Raw genomic sequence first — 17811 nt, 5'->3', positions numbered from 1 at the left:
TTCCTCAAAAGACCCTGACATCCTTGAGCCAATACCAATGCTCGGGGTGTTCGCGCACCCAGCCGTCGAACAGCGTGTCGATCTTGTTGGCCAGTTCGCGGGCCCGCATGTCGGGATCCGCGTCCGGGTTGGCGGCGAGGTCAGCGGCAAGAGGCGCCTCGATGCGCAGAGTGAAGTGTGCCCCGCCCTCGCGCACGATACGCATGGGCACGATCGTGGCGCCGTGGCGCACGGCCAGTCGCGCCGCCATCCAGCGGTTGCCGGCATAGGGCAGTTCACGCCCCAGTGACGGCCCCTGGGAGACCCCCTGGCGAATCTCGTCGCAGAACAGCATGGTGTGATTCCCACGTGCGAGAGCCGCTTTGACGCGGCGCATCGCCATGCCGGAATCGGTGGGCACCCATTCGACCTCTACGCCGTCCAGCGACTGCCGGGTACGCATGGCGATCCGCATGCGCAGCTCGCTCTCGCGTGGCTCGTAAAGATCGACAAGCGGCTTATCGATCAGCGTCAGCACGCCTGCCAGCAACTCCCAGTTGGCCAGATGCGGCGCCACCAGGATCAGCGGGCCTTCATGGCCCCTCAGGTGATGCTCACCCTCGACCCGAAAACGGGAGGAATCGAGAATCCGCTTGAGCACCGTCAGCTCGGTATACACGCGGCCCACCTGATCGCCATAGGCCAGCAGGCGCTGCCGCCGCTGTGCCTGATCGGTTGGCCCTTTCAGGTAATCGAGATTGTTCAGCAGGCGCGCGACCCAGCGCCGCTCCAGCCGCTGCGCGCGGCGCACATAACGGCGTCCGAGATAGCCTCCCAGGGCCGACACCCAGGCGATGGGCAGAAAGCGCATGCCGAGTGCCATGGCGTATTCGGCACGCGCCGCAAGCGTAGGGGGCTCGGCCTTCATGCGGCGCGCCGTTCCAGGAACATCGGCATCCCGCCGGCCGGCCGCAGGGTCAGGCGGCACTCGATCCTGACCTCATGCTCGGGCACGCGGCGCGGGGTGAAGTGCTGCGCCAGGGTGGCAAGGCACAGGATGCCCTCGTAGAGGCCGAAGCGCTTGCCCAGGCATACCCGTGGGCCAACGCTGAACGGCAGATAGGCGAACTTGTCGGGACGAGGCTGGTCGGGCATGAAACGCTCAGGATCGAAATGATCCGGGTCATCCCACAGCAGCCGATGGCGGTGCAGCAACCAGGGCAGCACCATCATGATGGTGCCGGGCTTGACCTCGCGATTGTGCACGGAATCCTCGGCACGGGCCTGGCGGCTCAGCAACGGCACCGGCGGATAGAGCCGCATGGCCTCCTCGAACACCGCGCGGGTGTAGGGCAGCCGGTCGACATCGTCGAACGTCGGGTCTCGCCCACCGAGTACATCGTCGAGTTCCTGCTGCAGGCGCGTCATCACCTCTCGGTCATGGTCGAGCAGGTACCAGGTCCAGGTGAGCGCGTTGGCGGTGGTTTCATGGCCCGCCATGAACATCACCACGGCCTCGTTGCGCACCGCCGCCCGGCTGAACGGGCAACCGCCCTCTTTACCACCCGGCCCCTGTGCTTGGCCGCGCTGCATAAAGCGGTCGATCAGGCTGAACCGCTCGGCGTCGGGCCGTTGGCCACGGCGTTCGATGATGCGGTCGATGATGTCATGCACTTGCCTTGCCGAGTAACGCGTCCTGTGGCGGCGCACGGGGTTGCCCAGCAGGTTCAGAAACGGCATGCCAAGCGTGCTGCCGAGATCCAACTGCTCGACCTGGCGCTGATACTCGGTGAACCCGGCCACCACCTGGTCGGCCTCCTCCTCCCGGGTATCGTCCCCAAACACCGTCCTGCCGATGATCCGGGCGGTAAGCCGCGCCATCTCCCCAAGCATGTCCACGGGCCGATCCGCGGGGAGCTGCCGCCACTGCTCGGCGGTCTCCCGCGCGGAGGAGGTCATGATCTCCGTGAAGGCCGGCAGCAACTGGTTGCTCAAGGCCGGGGCGCAATCCCGGCGGCGCTGGCGCCACAGGTCGCCATCGCTGACGAACAGGCCATCGCCCAGCAGCGGCTCCAGCGCATTGCGCATCTGCGGGCTCTTGCGGTCGTAGTTGTCATGCTCACGCAGGAACACATGACGCACGCTCTGCGGGCTATTGCAGACCACATAGTCCTGATTGAGCATCTTGAAACGGATGCTCTTGGCCCGATAGTCCCGCTCCTGCCATACCGAGAGCAGGTTCTGGTGGGCCATGCCCATCCGCTTGACCAGACTGGTCTCGGCGTTGGGCAGTGGCACCGCCACCGGGGCCATCTTGGCCGCTCGCGTCGCTTGACTCACAGGTGTCCCCCGAGTGAAAACAGCCGCCATGCTAACCCAAACGTGCGCGCTTCGCGCTGGTGAGCGCTGCGCTTGTGAGTAGTGAGCGCCCTTCGGGCTGGTGAGTAGTAACCCCTAACACCTCACAACTCACCCTTCACGACTCACAACTCACCCTTCACAACTCACAACTCACAACTCACGATTCACGCCCCACACCACGAAATAGGGGTTCAGGTGCTGGTCGGGGCTCGAATAATCCAGAGGCTCGCCGGCCAGTGTCTCCACCCGGCCACCGGCGACTTCCACCACCGCCTGGGCGGCACCGGTGTCCCACAGGCAGGTGGGACCAAGGCGAGGGTAGACATCCGCCTGGCCCTCGGCGATAAGGCACAGCTTAAGCGAGCTGCCCATCGGCACCATGTCGTGCTCGCCGAGTTTCTCGAGCCAGGCGGCAAGATCAGGGCTCGGGTGGGAGCGGCTGCCCACCACCCGCCAGCGCTGCCCTTCGGCGGGTGTGCCGGCCACAGTGATCGGCTCACGCTTGCCTTGCTCATCGACCTTGAAGGCGCCTACGCCACGCGCGGCGAGATACGCCACGGAAAGCGCCGGTGCCACCACCACGCCGAGCACGGGCTTGCCGTGCTCGATCAGCGCGATGTTCACCGTAAACTCGCCGTTGCGCTTGATGAACTCCTTGGTGCCATCCAGCGGGTCGACCAGCCAGTAGCGCCCCTGGCCATCGATGCCGGCAAAGGCACCGCCATCCTCCTCCGAGAGCACCGGAATGGGCTCGGACACGCCCTCGATGGACAGTTCATTCAGGCGATGGGCAATGATCTCGTGCGCGGCCTTGTCGGCCTCGGTCAACGGGCTCTTGTCGGCCTTCTCCTGATAGGAGAAGTCACGCGCATAGACCATCATGATCGCATCGCCCGCTTCGCGAGCGATGACCTCGACGGCATCGAGCAGTGTTGCGTAGTTCATAGGGTGTCCTGTTCCTTTGGCTTCCGGCTTCAAACGATCAGTTGCCGATGGCGCAACAGGTCGACGATGGCGTCGGCGGCTTCTTCACTGCTCATCCGGGTGGTATCCAGGCGCAGCTCCGGATTCTCCGGCGCTTCATAGGCGGAATCGATGCCCGTGAAGTTCTTCAGCTCACCACGCCGTGCCTTGCGATACAGCCCTTTCGGATCGCGCTCTTCCGCCACGTCCAGCGGGGTATCGACGAACACTTCGATGAACTCGTCATCGCCCAGCAGGTCGCGGGCCAGCTGGCGCTCGCTGCGGAACGGCGAAATGAAGGCGGTCAGCACGATCAACCCGGCATCGACCATCAGCTTGGTCACCTCGGCCACCCGGCGAATGTTCTCGACCCGGTCGGCGTCGGTGAAGCCGAGATCGCGATTCAACCCATGGCGCACGTTGTCGCCATCCAGCAGGTAGGTGTGCTGACCGGCGGAATGCAGCTTCTTCTCCACCAGGTTGGCAATGGTCGACTTGCCGGCGCCCGAAAGCCCGGTCAGCCACAGCACCGCTGGCTTCTGGCCCTTGGCGCGCGCACGGGCATCCTTGTCGATGTCGACATGCTGCATGTGAATATTCTGGCTACGGCGCAGGGCGAAATGCAGCATGCCCGCACCCACCGTGTTGTTGGTCATCCGGTCGATCAGGATGAAGCCCCCGGTGTCCTGGCTCTCCTTGTAGGGGTCGAAGGCCACGGCACGGTCGAGGCTCAGCGAGCAGATACCGATGCCATTCAGGTCCAGCTGCTTGCCGGCGGTATGCTCCAGGGTGTTGACGTTGATCACGTACTTGATGTCGGTGACGGTGGCCGAGACGACCTGGGTGCCGAGCTTCATCAGGTAGGGGCGGCCCGGCAGCAGGGGCTGCTCGTGCATCCACACCAGCGTCGTCTCGAACTGGTCGGCGGTCTGCGCCGGCTTGTCGACCCCCGAGATCACATCGCCGCGCGAGATATCGATCTCGTCGGCAAGCAACAGAGTGACCGACTGCCCCGCCACGGCCTGGTCGAGGTCACCATCAAACGTATAGATGCGCGACACCGTGCTGGACTTGCCGGAAGGTTGCACGCGAATCGCATCGCCCGGTTTGACCACGCCGCTCGTCACCATGCCGGTGAAACCACGGAAATCCAGGTTCGGGCGGTTGACCCACTGCACCGGCATGCGCATCGGCTCGCGCTGCAGGCGCTCGTCATCGACCTCGACGGTCTCCAGGTAGCCCATCAGCGTGGTGCCGTGGTACCAGGGCATCTTCGCGCTGTGCTCGATGACGTTATCACCCTTCAACGCCGACATCGGAATGAAGGTGATGTTCTCGAGACCCAGTTGCTTGGCGAATTCGCGGTACTCCTCGGCGATCTCGTTGAAGCGCGCCTGCGAATAATCGACCAGGTCCATCTTGTTGATCGCCACCACCACATGGCGCATGCCGATCAACGACATCAGGAAGCTGTGGCGGCGGGTCTGGGTCAGGATGCCATGACGCGCATCAACCATCAGGATCGCCGCATCGGCGGTGGAAGCGCCCGTCACCATGTTGCGGGTGTACTGCTCATGCCCCGGTGTGTCGGCGACGATGAACTTGCGCTTGTCGGTGGAGAAAAAGCGGTAGGCGACATCGATGGTGATGCCCTGCTCGCGCTCGGCGGCCAGACCATCGACCAGCAGCGCGAAGTCGATATCGGCGCCCTGGGTGCCGAACTTCTTCGAATCGGCTTCGATGGCCGCCAGTTGATCCTCGAACAGCAGCTTCGATTCGAACAGCAGGCGGCCGATCAGCGTGCTCTTGCCGTCGTCCACGCTACCGCAGGTGATGAAGCGCAGAAGCCCCTTGTGTTCGTGGGATTTCAGGTAGGCTTCGATGTCGCCGGCGATCATGTCGGATGAATGAGCCATCAGAAATACCCCTCTTGCTTTTTCTTTTCCATGGAGGCGGCGCTGTCATGGTCGATGACGCGGCCCTGGCGCTCGGACGTCTTGGTCAGCAACATCTCCTGGATGATCGCCGGCAGGGTGTCGGCGTCGGATTCGATCGCGCCGGTGAGCGGGTAGCAGCCCAGCGTGCGGAAACGCACACTGCGCATCATCGGCACCTCGCCTGGCTCCAGCGGCATGCGGTCGTCGTCGACCATGATCAGCGCGCCGTCACGCTCCACCACCGGGCGTTCGGCGGAGTAATAAAGCGGCACGATCGGGATGTTCTGCAGGTAGATGTACTGCCAGATATCCAGCTCGGTCCAGTTGGAGAGCGGGAATACGCGAATAGACTCACCCTTGTGCTTGCGGGTGTTGAACAGCTTCCAGAGCTCCGGGCGCTGGCTCTTCGGATCCCAGCGGTGCTGGGCGGTACGGAACGAGAACACGCGCTCCTTGGCCCGCGATTTTTCCTCATCACGACGCGCGCCACCGAAGGCGGCATCAAAGCCGTACTTGTTCAGCGCCTGCTTCAGGCCTTCGGTTTTCATCACGTCGGTGTGAATCGCCGAGCCATGGGTGAAAGGATTGATATCCTTCTCGACGCCTTCCGGGTTGATGTGCACCAGCAAGTCCATGCCCACTTCCTTGGCCATGTTGTCGCGAAACTCGTACATGGCCTGGAATTTCCAGCGCGTATCCACGTGCAGCAGCGGAAACGGCGGCGGCGACGGCGCGAAGGCCTTGCGGGCCAGATGCAGCATTACCGCCGAATCCTTGCCCACCGAATAGAGCATCACTGGATTCTCGGTTTCCGCGACCACCTCGCGCATGATCTGGATGCTTTCCGCTTCCAGTCTCTGTAAGTGTGTCAGTGAGGTCATGGCATTTCCTGAAGTTTTCTTAAGTAAAGTTGAAAGCTAGAAGCTGGAAGAAAACCTCTCTACAGCGCCCCTTATGGGGTATGCCGCGAAGCGGCACTCTTCCAGCTTCAAGCTTCCAGGCGCGAAGCGCCGCTCTTCTAGCTTCCGGCTTGTGTTGCCGGTACGGCTATCAGCCTCATCGATGGATGTCGTTCGAGCCACTCGCCGATCTCGGGGCTCTTGTCGAACGCCGCGCCATGGAATACCACGGCTACCGGCCCGTGGGCCTTGTCGAGAAGGCGTTCGAACATGGCGATGTAGTCATTGGCCTTCGGCGGTGATTCAAAGGTGCGCAGGTGCAGCGCGCCACGCTTGCCGTGCCAGTACACGGCCACCCGGCCAGGCGATTCGGCGCACGGCTTCACCATGCAAACGCCACCCTGCCAGAAGGCGCCGCCCTCTCGTTCCACCGACTCACGCACCGGCAACACCTGCTGGCGGTACCAGCGGCCCGCCGTGTTGCGCCGCTTTTCCAGTGCATCGAGCGCCAGCGGGTTGACCTTGAGCCCCGCGCCTTCCCACCAGTGCTCGATGGCTCTTGGTGTCACCGCCGCGTCGGGTTTCTCATTCAACCATTCGGCATTCAGCTGTTCACCATTCAACCAGTCGGCAAGCGCTCTGCTCGTCCATCCGGGCAGGGGCGCGGGTGGCAAGCACAGCAATTGCTGCCCCAGCGCCTCGCGAAGCCTGGCATCGAGCACGTTGGCCTGGCCCTTGGCCCGCCCCCGCTGGCGAACCGGCACCGCCTTCCAGCCACCCTCCCGAAACGCCTTCCAGGCAGCCGATACGGTCGGTGCGGAAAGCCCTGTGCGCTCACAGGCATCCTTCACAGTATGGCCATCCAGGCGCAGCCTCACCGCTTGCTTGCGGCGTTCATTGAGAACTTCAGGCGATAAATGTTTGGTAGCCAATGAAAGAGATAACCGATTGAATTAGAGAGAATGTTTAAGCTTATCGTGAAACGTTTTCTTCAGCGGTTCGACTTGATGATAAAAGGCTTAGTAGAATCGCACAAGCGATACGCCCCACGTCGGGTTCTTTCTCAAGGATATGAGCACCATGATCACCTGGGCAGTACTGATATCCATCGCCGGGCTGCTGGCCCTGTTGATCAGCGGGCGTGTTCGGCCCGCCTTCGCATTCGTGAGCCTGGCGGGTGCCTATCTGCTGTTCGGGCTGGTGGATACCGCCACCCTGCTCGCCCAGTACACCAACCCGGCGCTGGCGACCCTGATGTTGCTGCTGCTGGTCTCCCTGGCGCTGGAACGCACGCCGCTGCTGGACTGGCTCTCGCAGCGCCTGCTCAACGGTCGCCCCACGACCGCCACGGCCCGCCTGATGGGCACCAGCGCGGTGCTCTCGGCGTTTCTCAACAATACCGCCGTGGTGGCGGCGTTTCTCGGCGCCATCTCGCGCCAACGCCGAATCGCCCCTTCGCGGCTGCTGATCCCGCTCTCCTATGCCTCGATACTGGGTGGCATCACCACCCTGGTGGGCACCTCCACCAACCTGGTCGTCAACTCCTTCACGCTTAGCAACACCGGCCAGCAACTCGGCATGTTCCAGTTCAGCCTGGTCGGCGTGCCCGTGGCCCTCATTACCTTCGGTGTGCTGCTGTGGCGGGCGCGGGCACTTCCTCATCATCACGCCGAAGACACCGCCGAAAAGCTCGCCTACTTTCTGGCCACCGACGTGCAGCCAGGCTCCGAGCTGATCGGCAAGAGCATCGAACGCAACGGCCTGCGTAACCTCGACGGCCTCTACCTGCTCGAGATCGAGCGTGATGGCCGGCTGATCAGCCCGGTGGGGCCTGACGAGATCCTGCAGCGGGACGACACCCTGGTATTCACCGGAGAAGTCAGCAAGGTGCAGGCGCTGCAGCGCTTCCCGGGCCTGAACCTGTTCGGCCACGAAGTCGATAACCTGCTGGCCACCAACCTGGTGGAGGTGGTGATCTCCCACGAGTCGGAACTGGCGGGCCAGACGCTCCAGGACGTGGATTTTCGCAGCATGTTCAATGCCGGCGTGGTGGGAATACGGCGTGGCGACAAACGGCTGGAGGGTCAGCTCGGCAAGATCCCCCTGCGGGTGGGGGATTGCCTGCTGATGGCGGTCGGCGGGGATTTTCGGCAGCACCGCAACCTGGATCGCAACTTCCATCTGCTCAGTGGCAGTTTCAAGAGGCCGCAACTGACGCGCAACGAAAGCCTGTTGACCCTGGCCGGGTTCACGAGCGTGATCGGGCTGGCGGCGGCCAACCTGCTGCCGCTGTTTCATGGGCTGTTGTTGTTGCTGGCGGGGCTGCTGGCGGGGCGCGTACTCAGCGTTGCCGAATTGCGCCGGCGCTTTCCGTTCGAGCTATGGTTGATCATCGGCTCGGCCCTGGCGCTGGCCCAGGCCATGGAGAGTTCCGGCGCCGCGATGCGGCTCACCGAAGGCATTCAGTTCCTGTTCAGCGGCCACGGCGTCTACGCCGCGTTCATCGGCTGCTACCTCATGACGGTGCTGCTCACCGAAACCGTGACCAACAACGCCGCCGCCGCGCTGGCCTTCCCGGTGGCCTGGAGCACCGCCCAGGCCTTCGGGGTCGACCCCATGCCCTTCATCATGGCGGTCGCCTATGGCGCCAGCGCCTGCTTTCTGATCCCGTTCGGCTATCAGACCCACCTGATGGTCTACTCGCCCGGCCGCTACCGGATCAGGGACTTCCTCAAGGTGGGCCTGCCGGTCAGCCTGACCTACTCGGCGGCGGTGCTGGTACTGACGCCGCTGGTGTTTCCGTTTTGATCCAATCTGCCAACCGATGGCGAAGCTCGTTCAATCGCGGCTCTGAAAGACAGCCAATTCATTGCCAGCGCTCCTTGAGATCTTCTTCCGAATAGATATTCGGTTCGTCCTCTAGCCCCCGCATGGCCTGATCCACACTCATGGCGTGAAATTCGCTCTCCGACCAATCGGCTTGCTCAAGGCTTTCGCGCTGGCCATAACGGTGCTCGAGGAAAGCGATGAAATCCATGACTTCTTCTTGCCTATCCGGAGGCAGTCGGCTGACTCGGCTGACCAACTCTTTCATTTGCACAATAAAACCTCCTGAACACACAAACCAATGCATCAAGAATAGCACAGCGATTCAGGCCTTCTGAGCCGCCCGAGGCCCTCACAATACCTCGTCCAGCAGCGCCTTGGCTTCGTCGAGTAGCTGGGCCAGGTGCGCTTCGCCGACGAAGCTTTCGGCGTAGATCTTGTAGAGCGATTCGGTGCCGCTGGGGCGGGCGGCGAACCAGCCATTGGCGGTGACCACCTTCAGCCCGCCGATGGGCGCGCCGTTGCCGGGCGCATTGACCAGCACCGATTCGATGGGCTCGCCGGCCAGTTCGGTGGCGGTGAGCCGTTCGGGCGTCAGCCCCTTGAAGGCGGCCTTCTGCTCCGGGGTGCAGGGGGTATCCACCCGGCGGTAGAACGGTTCGCCATGGCGCTCGGTCAGCGCCCGGTAGTGCTCGCTCGGGGTCTTGCCGGTCACGGCGGTGATCTCGGCGGCCAGCAGGCACAGCAGGATGCCATCCTTGTCGGTGGACCAGGGTTTGCCGTCTAGCGTCAGGAAGCTGGCTCCCGCGCTCTCCTCGCCGCCGAACGCCAGCCATCTGCCATGCATGCCCTCGACGAACCACTTGAACCCCACCGGCACTTCATACAGCGCGCGGCCATGATCGGCGACGACCCGGTCGATCATCGAGGACGACACCAGCGTCTTGCCGATCTTCAGCTCGGCCGACCACTGGGGGCGATGGGTGAGCAGATAATCGATGCACACCGCCAGGAAGTGGTTGGGGTTCATCAGCCCGGCCGCATCGACGATACCGTGGCGGTCGGCATCCGGGTCGTTGCCGAAGGCCAGCGTGAAACGATCCTTGATGGCCAGCAGATTGGCCATGGCGGCCGGGCTCGAGCAATCCATGCGCGTCTTGCCATCGTGATCCGGCGGCATGAAGGCAAACGTCGGGTCGATGCGCTCATTGACGATCTCGAGATCGAGCCCGAAGTGCCGCACCACCGCCTGCCACACCGGCAGCGCCGTGCCACCCATGGGGTCGACACCGAGCGACAGCCCCGCGCGCTGGATCGCCGCCATGTCCACCGCATCGCCCAGTGCCGAGACATACTCGCCGGTCATGTCGACGGGTTCGGCGGCCTCTAGCGCCTGGGCCAGCGGCACCTGCTTCACCCCGGCGAGTCCTTTTTTCATACTGCTAACGCCTTGGGCCAACAGCGCATTGGCGCGATCCTGGATCCAGCCGGTAGCGTCGGTATCCGCCGGGCCGCCATGGGCAGGGTTGTACTTGATGCCACCATCCTCCGGAGGGTTGTGCGACGGCGTGATGATCAGGCCATCGGCAAGCGCGCCAACTTCCGCGTTATGGGCATCGCTATTGTGCGCCAGGATAGCCCGGCTGATCACCGGGGTCGCGGTCACACCCTCGCCCGCCTCGATGCGCACCGCCACGTCATTGGCCACCAGCACCTGAAGCGCGCACTCCCACGCCGGGCGCGACAGTGCGTGGGTGTCGTAGCCCAGATAGAGCGGCCCGGTATAGCCCTGCTCGCGGCGATACTCCGCCACCGCCTGGGCGATCGCCAGGATATGGTCGGCGTTGAAGGTAGCGGCAAGCGCCGATCCGCGATGGCCAGAGGTGCCGAACTGCACGCGCTGCGTAGGCTCGGCAGGGTCGGGCTTGCGCTCATGGAAGGCGTTCAGAAGTGCTTGCATCGGGATACCTGTTGGGGTGTCTGAAGCGTGTGGGTCTGAAGAGTGATTGGCTATTGTCACGTGTATGGGAATGAAGTGCGACCGGCAAAACTCGATGACCCACTACCTCGATGGCCGACTACCTCGATGACCCAGTACCTCAATGACCGACTTACCTCAATGAAAAATCCTCGAACTCCAGCGTGAGGTTGGGGTTGTAGGCCGGATCATTCACCAATTGGTCTGTCCAGGTGCGGCGCATATACGCCACTTCGGATGCCGCGCGTACCTTCTTGGCCTTGTCATCATCACGGCCACGCGATAGCGACTCGTTATGGTAGAGCTCCGCATAGGGTGTCCAGAGGTTGCGAAATCCAGCTCCTCGAACTCTCAGGCAGAAATCCACATCATTGAACGCTACCGGCAGCTCAGCCTCGTTAAGGCCTCCCACCCGTTCGAACACCTCCCGTCTCACCAGCAGACAAGCAGCGGTAACAGCCGACATGCCCTGGGCAAGATGCAACCGGGAGAAGTAACCGGGGGCCTCTCGCGGCAAGTACTTGTGTGAGTGCCCCGCCACGCCCCCAATGCCCAGAATCACCCCGGCATGCTGAATAGTGTCGTTGGGATAATAGAGCTTGGCCCCCACACAGCCGATTTCCGGGCGGCACACCTGGCTGACCATCTCGCCCAGCCACCCTTCGTCAATCGGTTCGATGTCGTTATTCACCAGGCCGAGGATCTCGCCACGGGCATGTCTGGCCCCGAAGTTATTGATCGCCGAATAGTTGAACGCATGCTCCCAGCGCAAGACCCGCACCCGTGAATCGCGGGATTCGACATCGCGCATGAACGCCAGCGTCTCCGCGCACTCACTCTGGTTGTCGAGGATCAGCAGTTCGAGGTTGGCGTACTCGGTGCGCTCCAGAATCGCATCCACACAAGGTCTGAGAATCTCGATGCGATCACGCGTGGGCACCAGCAGGCTCACCAAGGGCAGCGAATCAGGTAGCGGCCAGTGCACACGATAGGTATTCGGGTAGCGGCCAGGCTCGGCCCTCGCGCCAGGGGTGTGGCGCAACAGATGGTCATTCACCGCGGCAAGCCCCGCCTCTGCGGAGTACGACTTCTGATCACTGCCAAGCGCGGTGGAACCGCATGCCGCTCGCCAGTGATACAGCACATGGGGAATATGCACGACCTGTGTTGGTGAAAGATTCACCGTGGCGCGAAGCAGCAGGTCGTGATCCTGGCTACCCTCGAAACCCTCCCGGAACCCGCCGATACGCTTCACCAACGAAGCGCGATAGACACCGAGATGCGAAATGTAATTCTGTGCGAGCAGCAGGTCAGGGTTCCAGTCTGGCTTGAAGTGCGGATCGAAACGCACCCCATGCTCGTCGATCTTGTCCTCATCGCTATACAGCACACAGGCTTCAGGATGACGATGCAACGCTTCGGCCACATGGAAGAGCGCGTTGTGTGGCAATCGGTCATCATGGTCCAGCAAGGCGATGAACTCACCTTGTGCGACCGCCAGTGCGCTATTGGTGGCCGCGCAGATATGACCATTCCGGGGTCGATAAACGACCACCACTCGTGAGTCCCGCTCGGCAAACTCCTCGAGAAGCTTGTGCACCTCCGGATTCGTGGAAGCATCATCGGCAACGCACAGCTGCCAGTGCGGATAGCTCTGGGTCAAAACCGATTCAAGACACTCGCGTAACCAGGTCACGACGGGATCGAACACCGGCACCAACACCGAAATCGTGGGGGCACAGGGAAGCTTCTCGACGATTCTGCGCACGCTGTCGGCACCCAGCTCATGGCGCCTCTTGAGCCAATGCGAGTAGCCATCGAGCGGTGTCATCCAGACAAACGTTTCCCTGTAACGGTCAAGGGCCAACGAGCACCAGGGAATTTTCTGACGCCGGGCCTGTTGCTTGAGTTCGGACAGCACTTCCCGTTGTGGCATGCCGCGCCATGTCTCATGAAGGCGAGCCAATCGTCGAGCCAGCCGGTCATGGGCGAAGCGTGGCGTCAACCAGGCAATCCGAAAATGCAGGAACGTGAAGTACCCGCCAGCTTCCATGGGAGCGAGGTACAACGCCTTTAGTCCTGGCCTGACGAAAAACAGTTGTTTGGTGATTCGACCATGCTTCAGCGGCAGAAGAATCACGTCCTCCGGTTCATTGCAGCCTCCGAACTCGAGATGCATGCGCATCGCCACATTGCACCGATCATGGGCCATCGCGACCTCGAGCATATGCCAGCCAGGCAGCGGTAGATGGCGACGCAACTCGAACACCGGTCGCTCCCCCGTCGCGTGCCAGCGCCATTGCGCGTCGACGGGCATTGCCTGCAAATCACGGCAAGGCACCAGGTGCGTCTCAGGAAAGATGACCAGCGACACCTTTGACTTCATTCGGTCGAGCCGAGACACATGATGGCTCATAGCGTCACCTCGCCTTCACTTGAGCTCCGTCCGCGGATATTGCCCATCAGCTGTGGCCACCCGGTCGATAATGCGTTGCCGTATCTTCTGGATACCAACGCCGTTTGGGCGCTTGGATAGCGCCTGATCAGCTACCAGCAGGGCATCGTTCATATAGCCCAACCGTTCGAGGCAAAGAGCCAATTCCCTCAGGTAATCGGCATCCTTGGCCGTGTGACTGGACAGGGTCCGACGACCACTGTCGGTCAGCGGGTCACGAATGGTGGGTGATTCGTTGAACTCGATGCCCAACAGGTCAAGCAATTTGAGGAAGGTATAGCCCGACTTTCCGGTGTCACGAAGCTCACAAGCCTTATCCCGGATCTGCTCAACCACATCCGGATAATCCCTCACGAGAGCCTGTAGAGGGGCATATAAATCAAGCCCGACAAAAGGTTCCAGGTTGGTTGCCGCATCGCATTCGGCTATCAGCGGTGTCAATACGGGAAATCGCTCGATCACGGGCGCCATCTTGATATACAGGTGTGCCTGCAGTTCCGCGCGCAAAGTAGCGGGCAAGTCATTTACGGTATGGCCGCGTTGCTCGGTTGCCCGGTCTGAATAGCCCTGCAAGCTCCAATCCACACGATAGGCAACTTCATCGGCCAGTTCGGGAAGCACCGTATTGAGCAGTCGCTTGATTTCCAATGCTGAACGTACGTAGCTGCGGTTGGTGATGCCGGCTGCTTCGACCTTGCCAAGCACCTTCACATCGGTGATACCAAGCTGCCTCAGAAAGACCCCTTCAATAGGCTCACCACCCTCGAGCGGGGATTGATAAGGCAGGAAGACACACTGTTCATCGCCAAACGCATCCGCCCAGCGCAGGAACGGAACACCTACCAATGGTTCAACGGGCAAGCGCAACATACCGCTAGCGGCATCGATCAAGCGCTGGGTACCCATATGCCGCTTGATGCCCTGGTTGTGGTTACTCAGCAGGTAGTCAATCGGTGCACGCAAGAACGCCACGATACGCACTCGCAAGCCTTTGGTGATGGCCGACATCTCGGCTTCCCGACCGTACAGGCCTTCCGCGGAGAGAAGCAGGCATGCCTTTTGGCGTCGGGCATGACCGAGCTGCTCATTGAACCAGTGCGCGGCGGCATCCCTCTCACCATTGATCAAACGTCCCGCCAGTTGCGTATGGCCACCGGAAACCCCATTCACATCCAGCGTATGCTCTGGATAAAAATACCCCTGTTGCTCCAACCAGCCCCGGTTCAACTGACAGAAACGCTGAATGGCCGACGTCCCCGACTTGGGCGCGCCAATATGCAAAAGCACCTCGGGCATGTTTCGGGTGCCTCCACGGCTCCATGATGACACGACTCTTTTGATCATTCTGGCTGCCTGACTGATGACTGGCCCTTCAAGGGCAAGCTAGGCTTGTTCTTTAGACTTCGTTGGGCTGAGAATGACGCGTTTGATGACATTAGTTTCACCGTCATTCTCGCGCTCCACCTGGCGAATGGTAACTCGCCCAAGACCAGGCACTCTCAACCGCCCCTCATCGACAGCATTGATTTCTTCCGCCAACGCCTGAAGAGTAATGCGAACGAGCATCACCGCCCGCTTTTCCGGGATGTGGGCAAGTGCGTTGGGATGACGAGATCTGATTCTGTCGATCAGGGACTCGGTTGATATCACGATAGGCTCTTGATGCGTCACGTCTTCCATCACAGATAACTCCATAAAACCCAATAGTCGGTATAGGTCAAAAATACGCCATGGATCATAATGGCGTACTCAATTTCTTCAACACTCGTTCTTGAAGCTTCTGTAATCCCATGGCATCTGGCCGTAGTTTGAGTGCGGCAGCAAGCACTGAGCTTGCTTCCTGCAACTGCCCCTGACGCTCGAATGAAATAGCCAGCTCTCTCAAGGCCACTGCTGGCCCTAACTTTTCATCTTCGAGTATGGTAATTTGCTCAGGTGTAAACAATGGGTCGTTAGCGGAAAAATGTTCATACCCGGCAGAGTCCTTACCTGTTAACGCAATTCTTAACATTTCAATCCAATACGCAAGCTGTTCAGGAGTAGGCTTGATTTTCTTAACACATTGGCCTACAAATTCTTCTAGATCTGTGCAATGCTCCTCAGAAACTTCACTCAACAGCCTCTCACTAGTGATTAATTCAGAAAATCCAACTTTAATAATACGACTATTCTTTAAGCGGACAAGTGAGGAGTAGACAGCGCGCGAAGCAGAGTACTCCCCACACTTCCTCAACGCCAAAACTAAAGCAGACAAAATTGCGACATAGTCTCCACTTGAATTCACAATTACAGTTCGTTGTAAATCACTAAAAACTTCTCTATTGATATACCTGCAATCATATGGAGGTTGAGAGTAGAGGATATGTATAATGTCTTTAAGGATAGCCGTCTTGTTTTTGAGACCTTGTTCGAATGAACATCGCCGAATAAGAGAAAGTATCGAACTCGCGTTATCTAAAGCGACAGAAAATAAATCTTGTTCACAAGCAACTGAAAAACCATCACCTCTATGGCAATCCAATATCGACTCACCAACCCGATGAGAAATCCACGATAAGTCATCATGATTCGCATCAAGAACATTTTCAACCAATGAGCCGGAAAATGCGAGCTTGCTTTCTCCTAATGTTGAGAGAACTCTAACCAAACGATGGTGATCATTAGTAAAACCTTGATAGGGCGACGCCAAGACACCAAAATTACAGAAAGCATATAATAACGACACAGCCTCCAATGAAAGAGACTCATTAGCGCGAAAAATTTCCGAGCCAGACAAACTCACACCAATTCTTTGGGCGAAATCATGAACAACATCGGATTTAGCAAGAGAATCAACCTTGAAAGGAATCAACTCTACATTATCCCTCCCAAAAACTTTATCATATTTTTCGAAGCGCGCCCGGTAGCACGGATACAACTGCTGAGCATTAAGTTGTACACGTCCGCCACCCTTTAACCTTTGTTGAAAAGCCGATTGCATAAAGCCAACTGGAGACCTGACATAGCCATATATTTTTATACGCGAGGCATAATCTGACAAAAAATTATTTAATTTTACCAATTCACCTATGGAAACCCCAGGCTGGGAAAGATACTCAGCTGAAACAATTGCCCTCCTACTCGAGCAATGCAAAAGGGTGCTATGCAGCTTTGTTAAATAATCACTTTGAAGATTGAGCGCACCCTCCCTATTGAGACCATTCCTAAAGTGATTATGATATAACTCAGGATGTTTCAAGAGACATGTCGCCAAAAAACCCGAATGATTAGAATGCCCAAGATCAAGGTATTCCATATCTGCCATGTTTATTCTAGAAAGAGTTTCTTGAATTGAAGTAGACCCTGTTTTATGCATGCCGATATGAATGATAATCTCTTCAATCATTTCGGGACTCCTGGGCATCCAGCCTGGACTTTAGCCTATCCACTTCGCGTGCCAAGGAGACGATGAGCTCCATCATGGCGCGGTTGATATCAAGCTGTGACGTTGAATAGTCCTTGAACCTTGGTGTGGAAACATCAAATTCTGGCTGACCCATTTCTTTCATAAGCGCGTTGATTCTTTCCACTTCTTCCCAGTTATTCTCCACGTAAGTAATCACGTCAGCTTGTTCGGGTAACAATTGGTTGTAAGGATGCGATTTCTGCATTTCACCAACCAAGCCAGCCTTTATCAACAAAGGTTCAATTTCGGATGGAAGGACCTGACCTACTGACAATGAGTTATGCAGTGCAAACAAAGCCATTGCAGCGGGCGAAGGCGTATCATTCTCACGTTGCATGGGAATACCAGGAGCGATGTCAGGCCAAAGACTCTTCAGGAAATGTTCACTGACGTCAGGAATTGCATCAAAATTGGCGAACCATGAATTCTCAACAAGTGCGTGCCACGAGGAAGCCTTGGAATAAACGACATAAGGCATATCCTTAGACCAAACACTGAAAGACTTTAAAGGCCCTTTATAAGTTTTGTGTTTGATCCCCCATTGCAAATAGGCGGAAGTGATCCAGGTATCTGGTCGTCGTATATAACCCACTACCTGTATATCCATATGCTGGCTGATGGCCTGCAATGCGGGCCTGACCAGCTGGATGCTGTCGAAAAGTGACTCATTGGACCACACGAGTGTATGGATGCTTTCGGGCAGGTAGGCATCGAGCTCGGCAAAGGCATCTGATAACTGACGATTAGCTATGTCACTTCCCTTGGCATGCTCCTTCAGATAATCTCGCCAGCCAGACACTTGATGCCATGAAAGGTTACCTGAAAGCTTGGTATGTTCCAGCATCAAACCAAGGTAGAGTATGCCGGCCTCTTTCAGCTGAGGCCTGGCCATGCGCAGCGTTTTTTGAATGGATGAGCTGCCGGTCTTACCCATGCCCACATGTATGATCAATTTACGTTTCATGGAC

At 59.1% G+C, this 17811-nt stretch carries 13 protein-coding genes and 1 pseudogene; 1 reads left to right on the top strand and 13 read right to left on the bottom strand.

From position 1 onward, the window contains the following. Positions 1-4: 4 nt before the first annotated feature. The 6 genes and pseudogenes from C6V82_RS02015 to C6V82_RS01990 form a co-directional block, all read right to left on the bottom strand. A complete protein-coding gene (locus C6V82_RS02015) occupies positions 5-907 on the bottom strand; it encodes a lysophospholipid acyltransferase family protein (protein ID WP_102589220.1) in 903 nt (300 codons plus the stop codon). Beyond that, positions 904-2319, bottom strand: a complete 1416-nt coding sequence (locus C6V82_RS02010) for a cytochrome P450 (protein WP_229843068.1) — start codon at positions 2317-2319, stop codon at positions 904-906. Before C6V82_RS02010 ends, C6V82_RS02015 begins: the two co-directional genes overlap by 4 nt. Before the next feature lie 171 nt (positions 2320-2490). Continuing rightward, on the bottom strand, positions 2491-3285 hold the full coding sequence (cysQ, locus tag C6V82_RS02005) for a 3'(2'),5'-bisphosphate nucleotidase CysQ (RefSeq protein WP_102589218.1): 795 nt from the start codon (positions 3283-3285) through the stop codon (positions 2491-2493). A 29-nt stretch (positions 3286-3314) separates the two neighbouring features. Next, positions 3315-5219, bottom strand: a complete 1905-nt coding sequence (gene cysN / locus C6V82_RS02000; protein WP_102589217.1) for a sulfate adenylyltransferase subunit CysN — start codon at positions 5217-5219, stop codon at positions 3315-3317. After that, positions 5219-6124, bottom strand: a pseudogene (gene cysD, locus C6V82_RS01995) (sulfate adenylyltransferase subunit CysD); the annotation flags it as partial. The gene cysN and the pseudogene cysD, both read right to left, overlap by 1 nt. Positions 6125-6258: 134 nt before the next feature. After that, positions 6259-7071 carry a helix-turn-helix domain-containing protein gene (locus C6V82_RS01990; RefSeq protein ID WP_102589215.1) on the bottom strand — a complete coding sequence of 271 codons (813 nt, stop codon included), beginning with the start codon at positions 7069-7071 and terminating at the stop codon, positions 6259-6261. A 148-nt stretch (positions 7072-7219) separates the two neighbouring features. On the opposite strand from C6V82_RS01990, the gene C6V82_RS01985 reads away from it, so the two are divergent. Next, positions 7220-8947, top strand: a complete 1728-nt coding sequence (locus C6V82_RS01985; RefSeq protein WP_102589214.1) for an SLC13 family permease — start codon at positions 7220-7222, stop codon at positions 8945-8947. A 58-nt stretch (positions 8948-9005) separates the two neighbouring features. On the opposite strand, the gene C6V82_RS01980 is transcribed toward C6V82_RS01985, so the two are convergent. The 7 genes from C6V82_RS01980 to C6V82_RS01955 form a co-directional block, all read right to left on the bottom strand. Next, positions 9006-9233, bottom strand: a complete 228-nt coding sequence (locus C6V82_RS01980; RefSeq protein ID WP_219724527.1) for a DUF2281 domain-containing protein — start codon at positions 9231-9233, stop codon at positions 9006-9008. An 84-nt stretch (positions 9234-9317) separates the two neighbouring features. Further along, positions 9318-10925, bottom strand: coding sequence for a phosphoglucomutase (alpha-D-glucose-1,6-bisphosphate-dependent) (gene pgm, locus C6V82_RS01975; RefSeq protein WP_102589212.1), 1608 nt, complete (start codon positions 10923-10925; stop codon positions 9318-9320). 151 nt (positions 10926-11076) lie between these two features. Beyond that, the gene (locus tag C6V82_RS01970; protein ID WP_229843069.1) at positions 11077-13359 is read right to left on the bottom strand and encodes a glycosyltransferase family 2 protein; all 2283 of its coding nucleotides are present in this window, start codon (positions 13357-13359) and stop codon (positions 11077-11079) included. 15 nt (positions 13360-13374) lie between these two features. Next, the gene (locus C6V82_RS01965; protein WP_102589211.1) at positions 13375-14694 is read right to left on the bottom strand and encodes a hypothetical protein; all 1320 of its coding nucleotides are present in this window, start codon (positions 14692-14694) and stop codon (positions 13375-13377) included. A gap of 87 nt (positions 14695-14781) precedes the next feature. Then, positions 14782-15078 (bottom strand): hypothetical protein, encoded by a 297-nt coding sequence (locus C6V82_RS01960; protein ID WP_102589210.1) that lies wholly within the window; start codon positions 15076-15078, stop codon positions 14782-14784. Positions 15079-15133: 55 nt separating this feature from the next. Then, positions 15134-16783 (bottom strand): hypothetical protein, encoded by a 1650-nt coding sequence (locus tag C6V82_RS17980; RefSeq protein WP_146009689.1) that lies wholly within the window; start codon positions 16781-16783, stop codon positions 15134-15136. Beyond that, positions 16776-17807, bottom strand: coding sequence for a hypothetical protein (locus C6V82_RS01955; RefSeq protein ID WP_102589209.1), 1032 nt, complete (start codon positions 17805-17807; stop codon positions 16776-16778). The genes C6V82_RS17980 and C6V82_RS01955 overlap by 8 nt, the downstream gene beginning before the upstream one ends. Positions 17808-17811: the final 4 nt, after the last annotated feature.

The organism is Halomonas urumqiensis (assembly GCF_003028575.1).
In the GTDB taxonomy this organism is placed as follows: domain Bacteria; phylum Pseudomonadota; class Gammaproteobacteria; order Pseudomonadales; family Halomonadaceae; genus Halomonas; species Halomonas urumqiensis.
The sequence above is the reverse complement of the archived record's forward strand: the minus strand, read 5'-3'. Positions and strand labels throughout refer to the sequence as shown.